At 61.8% G+C, this 1,253-nt stretch carries 1 protein-coding gene and 1 pseudogene; both read left to right on the top strand.

Going from position 1 to position 1,253, the window contains the following annotated elements; all coding sequences use genetic code 11:
* Positions 1-27: 27 nt before the first annotated feature.
* Positions 28-303, top strand: a pseudogene (locus J5224_RS35925) (hypothetical protein); the annotation flags it as partial.
* An 18-nt stretch (positions 304-321) separates the two neighbouring features.
* On the top strand, positions 322-1,253 hold a 932-nt coding region (locus J5224_RS28485; protein WP_413544740.1), incomplete at its 3' end, for an Ig-like domain-containing protein.

The raw sequence follows: 1,253 nt of genomic DNA, 5'->3' as shown, positions 1-1,253 counted from the left end.
GATCTGAGCAGCCTGGCGGAAGGCAAGGTGGAAGCCAAAGCCACCGCCACGGACCCGGCCGGCAATCAGGCGCACGACACCGCCAACTCGACGCTGGACGTGACCGGCCCGAGCGTCGATATCGAGCACTTTGCCGGTGACGACGGCTTTATCAATACCAGTGAATCCACCGCCACGCCGGTGAGCGGCACCAGCAGTGAGAAGACCGTGGATCTGGTGTTTACCGACGTCAACGGCAAGACGGTTGAGGTCAAGAACGTATCGGTAGTGGACGGCAAGTGGAGCACCACGGCCGATCTGAGCAGCCTGGCCGAGGGCAAGGTGGAAGCCAAAGCTACCGCCACTGACCCGGCGGGCAATCAGGCGCATGACACCGCCAACTCGACGCTGGACGTCACCGGTCCTGCGGTAGATATCGAGCACTTTGCCGGCGATGACGGCTATATCAATACTGCAGAATCCACCGCGACGCCGGTCAGCGGCACCAGCAGTGAGAAGACGGTCGATCTGACGTTCACGGACGTGAACGGCAAGGTCGTTACGGTAACCGGTGTGACCGTGGTAGACGGCAAGTGGAGCACCACGGCCGATCTGAGCAATCTGGCGGAGGGCAAGGTGGAAGCCAAAGCCACCGCCACGGACCCGGCGGGTAATCAGGCGCATGACACCGCCAATTCCACCCTGGATGTCACCGGTCCAACGGTCGATATCGAGCACTTTGCCGGCGACGACGGCTATATCAATACCAGCGAGTCGACGGCGACGCCGGTGAGCGGTACCAGCAGCGAGAAGACGGTTGACCTGACGTTCACGGACGTGAACGGCAAGGTTGTCACGGTAACTGGTGTGACCGTGGTAGACGGAAAATGGAGTACCAGCGCCGATCTGAGCAGTCTGGCGGAAGGCAAGGTGGAAGCCAAAGCCACGGCGACGGACCCGGCGGGTAATCAGGCGCACGACACCGCCAACTCGACGCTGGACGTCACCGGACCGAGCGTCGATATCGAGCACTTTGCCGGTGATGACGGCTTTATCAATACCAGCGAGTCGACGGCGACGCCAGTGAGCGGCACCAGCAGTGAGAAGACCGTGGATCTGGTGTTTACCGACGTCAACGGCAAAACCGTTGAGGTCAAGAACGTATCGGTAGTGGACGGCAAGTGGAGCACCAGCGCCGATCTGAGCAGCCTGGCGGAAGGCAAGGTGGAAGCCAAAGCCACCGCCACGGACCCGGCCGGCAATCAGGCGCACGA

Source organism: Candidatus Symbiopectobacterium sp. NZEC135 (assembly GCF_025962695.1).
Note: the sequence above shows the minus strand (reverse complement) of the source record. Positions and strands in the feature narration are given on the sequence as shown.